This is a genomic window from Lactobacillus leichmannii, from assembly GCF_024701915.1.
Classification (GTDB): Bacteria; Bacillota; Bacilli; order Lactobacillales; family Lactobacillaceae; genus Lactobacillus; species Lactobacillus delbrueckii.
In genome coordinates this window covers 1-5,620 of sequence record NZ_QOCY01000025.1, presented here as the reverse complement: position 1 = coordinate 5,620, position 5,620 = coordinate 1, and the positions used below count along the sequence as shown (strand labels likewise).

Here is a 5,620-nt window from a genome sequence, read left to right as displayed (position 1 = left end):
ACTATATAAGGCTTTCAACCCGGAGGAAGCACGTCGAATCATCAAGAAGCTTGAGATTCACTATACTCCCAAGCACGGCAGCTGGTTAGATATCGCTGAAATTGAGCTAAATGTGATGACCAGACAGTGTCTTTCTCGAAGAATCCCGGATATTGAGACACTACGCGAAGAATTGAGCGCTTGGGAAAGTGAGCGGAACAATAGCTATGCTTTGGTAAACTGGCAGTTTAGAACTTCGGATGCACGTATCAAACTTGCATCTTTGTATCCAAAGCTATAGCACTAAACATACTTAAGATATCAGTATGACACTACACTAGGAATTTAGATTTCGGGTAATTACTACTTTAGCATGTCTTTAATGCCTACAAACCCATCTGACAGGAGTGGCTCAACCTATTCAAATCCGCACTCCTTGAAGTTGGAAATCATTTCACCACTTCACCCCAAATTTCGATATTCTCCATTAGGGCGATACGATAGTCAATGGTCTCCTTATGGACATTAGTCTTAATCCCAACAGCCACACAGACTGCCTTACGCCGATATGTATCCCTACGCAGAGGAATGTAAGTGGCGTCGAGGTATACGCAGAAGAACTTGTCGCTCAGCCGACGTTGTTGATAACTTTCAATCTGGTTGGCAACCCGCTTAGAGATGTTGGAGACAGTACCAGTTGAAAAATAGCAGCCGTACATTTTCTCAATCAAATCAGAGATCTCACGAGTCGTTACGCCATGATCTCACGAGTCGTTACGCCATGAAGATAGAGCTAAATCACGGTAGATTATAGTGCGTCAGTGTGTTGGCCGTATGACGGAAGAGCATGTTGGTGAAATTCACATTTTCTGTCCCGCAGAACTTGAACTTTGATTAGCCCAAATTGAATTTTTATTTGTCTAACGTAGCTAGAGTTTCTAGAGTTCTAGCCCTCTCGAGCATAGGGATCGTAACCGAGAAAAGCAGTCAATTCGCTTTCTAAGAGTTGAGTACGCATGAATTCATTGAATTTCCTTTTGTATTGATAGTGTTCAAATCAATTATACTAAAGAGGTATCCTTTTTCTATCTTCAATTTATATTTATTTTAAGGAACTACCTATTCTTACACATAAACTTATATAGTTTTCTATGTTTGCATCAGCATAGTTGAAATATCAAAATGATGCTACGTTAGCTTAAACCACAAAACTGTAGTTAATGCTAATTCTACATAAATTACAACTCAATGCGTAAAAAACTGTAATGATAGTTTTTTACGCATTGAGTTGTAAAATTTTGGAAACTATGGAAACTAGCAATTAAGGTGATGTTGCTTATCGGTGTAGTTTTGGCCACAGCATCTTTATTGTATACTTCACTTTACGTTTAAGTGAGAATTCTTTGCATTGGTAATAATCATTGCGAAATCGCTTTATATCAGCTTCTAGATTTTTTTTCAAGATTAAACTGCCACAATGACGGCCTTGATATTCAAAACCTCGAAATCCGACTGCAATCTCAAACATCGTACCGTGAATGATATTTACAGATTCTTTGCAAAGGTGATTCTCTGCTAAAATTTTTTGATAGGAATCAATATACTTGACTGTACCATGATCCGAATACAGTACATTCATGTTACGCGTAGCACTCTCTTCATTATCACAATAATAATACAATGGTTCAGCCAAATAATATATCTTCTTAGTCTTTTCCATAGCTGAACAGAGCAAGTACGTATCTTCCAAAATCTCTAAGTCTTCTGGAAATTTAATACCTTGCAACACTTCCTTCTTATAAAGTTTGTTCCAACAGAAACCACCAAATTCATTATCTACAGAAAAGTGTCGAACAACATCTTCTTCTGACATTGGACCACTTGGTATATGGACTGATGAAACAAATTTTCCTTTTTGCTGGAGATAATAACCACTAATTGTAATGTCAGAATCCTGTTTCTGTGCAGCAAAGACGCTTTTTTCTACATGTTTAGGAGTATAGTAATCGTCAGAGTCACAAAAGGTAATATAATCGCCTGTAGCATATTCTAAACCAGTATTACGGGTACGAGAAACACCGTGATTTGTATTATGAATTACTTTAACCCTGGGATCATTCGTATAACTATCGCAAATTGCCCCACTATTATCTGGCGAGCCATCTTCAATTAGTAGCAACTCGATATTATGATACGTTTGGCCCAATATGGATTCGATACAATGAGCAATTGATTTTTCAGCTTTATAAACAGGCACAATAATACTTACTTTGACTTCTTCCATATTTTATAACTCCATCACTTGAACAGAAGCTGTTTATGTTTGACTACAAAGAACATAACTACAAGATGATACTCTCTAACTAAAGAAACAAGTATCCCGTAAGATATAGCTACGTTTAGGCAATGCAATAATCTCAATAGCTTTATAAGATTTATCTGACTTTTTTTCTTGCAAGAATGCTTCTATTTCTCAAATAACTTAATATAGAGAACGCGCCTTTAACTGTCCTTTGAAGAACCATTAAAAACATATTATTACGCCTTTTTTATACAATACCGATAAAAACTTTCTTTTGAATTGCTATCGAGAACATCTAAGCCACTAAATAACTCATTTATAATCCATTATAGCTACAATTCTGGACAAATCTATACTGAAAAGAAGTAACTTTTTCGACTAGCCAGATAGGTAAAGCAATAATTTCATAGTAAGCATCCTTAGTAAGACTGATATTAATACGCGTGGTGCTAGTTGAAATATAGTTTCAATTTCTTAACAAAAAGGTCCAACATTGTAGACTCTAGTTGAGAAAAAGAAGGAGTCCTTACAATGTTGAACCAACTACAGATTGAACGTTATAGTCACCATTTGCAAGTAGAATTTAGAACTTTGTCGAAAATCTGCAAGAAACTTTATTACAAGTACGCCCCATCTCGGTTAACTCACCGCCGCAATGCCAGTCTGGTAAAAGTTCCAGACTACGAAATCATTGCATTACTTGTCCGGCAAGCTGAGGAAGGTATATCTTCTCAGCGCAGATTTGCCCGTTGCTGGGGACTTTGTGGTCTTTCTAGGTCTCGTTTTAATCGCAGGGCTAGAGCGCTTCTTGGCATCACTACTCAGATCGTCAACGATCTAAACTCAAGAGTCGATCTGTCCGATCAGTATATGATCATTGACAGTCTACCCATGCCTTTGTGTCAGCCAATTAGAAACCGCAGAGCTAAGGTATTTGAAGGAACAGCCAACATTGGCTATAACTCAACCAAAAAGTTTTACTACTACGGTTTTAAAGGCCATTTTGCCGTATCTCAGGACGGGTATGTTCTTAGCACCAAGGCATCAATCCACGATGCAAAAGAAGCAGAAGAGCTGATTCTCAGTATCTATCCCGAAGGGCACTTTATCTTAGGCGATGAAGGTTATATAGGCAAACGACTGCACGATGCCCTCAAGATAAACGGTTATATACTGTGGACACCTTATCGGAAAAATATGAAGGATGCTAAGTAGCATAACAAAAGAGAGCTAATGGCACTTCGCAGAACAATCGAGAGTGTGTTTTCTGTACTAAAGTACTACGGAATTGAAAATATACTTGCAAGAAGTGTAGATGGTTTCCAACAAACTGTCGAAATAATTGTACTAACTTACAATATCAGCTACATCCTACAGAGATATGGATTCAGCTTCTTCAACTAGCACCACGCGTAATCAACTAAATACTCCCAAGGCCTCTTGCGTGAATATCCTTCATGGACATAAACAGGCCTATAACCTAACTGTTGACAAATTGTTATGATATCACGTGGAAATTTGTTACCTGCAAATAATCCATCCTTACCCATATTCGGGCCAATAATATATTTCCCCATTGTCACCTTTATCTAATTTAATTAATATTTTGCTTCTTCAATTCCGAAGTAGACTTCATTACCATTGAGTGGAATATGTCTCTTCCGACCTTTTGCTTTAAACTTTAAGAACTTCAAATGGTTAATAAGACGTTTAACAAACTGCTCATTTTTAACCTCACTCACTGCTTCACTATGCTGACTCTCTATAAAGCTTGATGTAATGTCCTTTTTCCCAAGCGGCAAGAATTTATTAGGTACAATAAGAAAACCATTTTCACTCGCTACATCGTCTACCACAATCTGCATTTTGCGTTTTTGCAAGTGTACATATGCATATTCTTTGCACTCAACCTTGTTAGCTTTAGCCCAGTAACCAGTCAAAACACCATTCCTCCAAGTAAAGACATGAGGTAGTTTACCATCACCGTTATCGTAAGAAAGTTCAAACTGCGAAGTAAATGGACAAACATCGGCAAAATTCATTTGACCAGGCCCTTCAGAATAAATCTTGCAACCAGACTTCTTGGCAATAAATGACATACCACCACCCTCATCAAAATGATAAATAAAATCAGACTTGAATGCATCCTTATAAGTCCAAGCACCTTCAACTTTATTGTGCCAAAGGCTATTCATACGCTCATTATTCCTTATCAATGTCAAATGACCCAATTCAAGTATCTTATCATATTCATCTTCTGTACGCTTAAGGATCAATTCTAAGTTGCCCCAAATCGTATCAATATCGCCATAAGCCCACCAATCATAGTCGCTAATATAGTCTTGAAACATTGCACCATATAGCGGTTTATAGTCCACTAACTTATACGGCTGATCCAAGACGATTGGAAATTCAATTAAAGATTGAGCCCGCGCCTTCACATCTGCAAAGGTGGTCTTTACCCAATGAATATTCTTGCTCAATCCTTGAGGCTCTTCATTATCCGTAAAAAAGAACACGTCAACTTGTGGATTCATTTTTGCAGACTTAAGCCATAAATTGAAATAATTCGGAAGCTTACCGAAATAAGGTACAATAAAAGCAATTTTATGTTGTCTGTTTTGCATTATGTTCCCCTTAATTTCTTTAGTTAACGCCCTTTACATAATTCATAAGATTTTCTTTAAAATGTTCTCATGACCACATTCTTATTGCACACATGTTATCAAATTGCCCCATGATTAAAAAATCAGTCACTAATTACTTTCTTAAACTTCCCACTTACAAAAGTGGGCTTGTACCTTGAAAATTCAATAGTTTAGCCAATAAAAAAGCACAAGGCCTTTGTTCGCTTGATATAATTAAGTCGACCAAAACATCATCAATATCAAACGAAAGGCTTGCGCTATGTCTAGTTTACCATCATTCGATACTGAAAACGAACCTAAAATTGCCCGTTCTGTTGAAAAGTTCTTCAAGGACTACAAAGTTATGGAGCTTCTCCGTAGATGTGGGCTCCGCAAGTCCAAAGGAATCCCACTTTGGTTGATCCTTTCATACATCTTCAGTAATGCGTTTCCAGACAGAAGCATGTACATGCAACAGAAGTATGGCAAGTGTACTGCTGGCTTCTCCAAAAACACCTACTATCGATTCATGCAGAACCCACATATCAACTGGCTTCGCCTCACTTTTCTGCTAGCTGAGAGGATCGTCAATGGGCACCTGAAAGATCTGACTTCTAACCAACGTGCCGATTGCTTCGTTTTTGACGATTCGCTCTACTCTAGAACTGGATACAAGAAGACTGAGCTGGCTGCCAAAGTATTCGACCACGTT

The 5,620-nt window shown here is 37.7% G+C and carries 3 protein-coding genes and 3 pseudogenes; 3 read left to right on the top strand and 3 right to left on the bottom strand.

Going from position 1 to position 5,620, the window contains the following annotated elements:
• A partial coding sequence (locus DS743_RS02740) for a transposase (protein WP_258945804.1) occupies positions 1-280 on the top strand: 280 nt, incomplete at its 5' end.
• A gap of 40 nt (positions 281-320) precedes the next feature.
• Here DS743_RS02740 and DS743_RS02735 read toward each other — a convergent pair.
• Positions 321-1,018, bottom strand: a pseudogene (locus DS743_RS02735) (IS256 family transposase); the annotation flags it as partial.
• Between the two features lie 297 nt (positions 1,019-1,315).
• A complete protein-coding gene (locus tag DS743_RS02730; RefSeq protein ID WP_051977322.1) occupies positions 1,316-2,263 on the bottom strand; it encodes a glycosyltransferase family 2 protein in 948 nt (315 codons plus the stop codon).
• Positions 2,264-2,815: 552 nt separating this feature from the next.
• Between DS743_RS02730 and DS743_RS02725 the strand changes: the two are divergent.
• Positions 2,816-3,685, top strand: a pseudogene (locus DS743_RS02725) (IS982 family transposase).
• A gap of 194 nt (positions 3,686-3,879) precedes the next feature.
• On the opposite strand, the gene DS743_RS02720 reads toward DS743_RS02725, so the two are convergent.
• Entirely contained in the window at positions 3,880-4,908 is a 1,029-nt protein-coding gene (locus DS743_RS02720) for a DUF6625 family protein (RefSeq protein WP_035185061.1), read from the bottom strand.
• 280 nt (positions 4,909-5,188) lie between these two features.
• Between DS743_RS02720 and DS743_RS02715 the strand changes: the two are divergent.
• A pseudogene (locus DS743_RS02715) lies at positions 5,189-5,620 on the top strand (IS4 family transposase); the annotation flags it as partial.

Excerpts from the sequence above, each read along its gene's own strand:
- DS743_RS02730 (WP_051977322.1), bottom strand. The coding sequence starts at position 2,263 with ATGGAAGAAGTCAAAGTAAGTATTATTGTGCCTGTTTATAAAGCTGAA.
- DS743_RS02720 (WP_035185061.1), bottom strand. The coding sequence starts at position 4,908 with ATGCAAAACAGACAACATAAAATTGCTTTTATTGTACCTTATTTCGGT.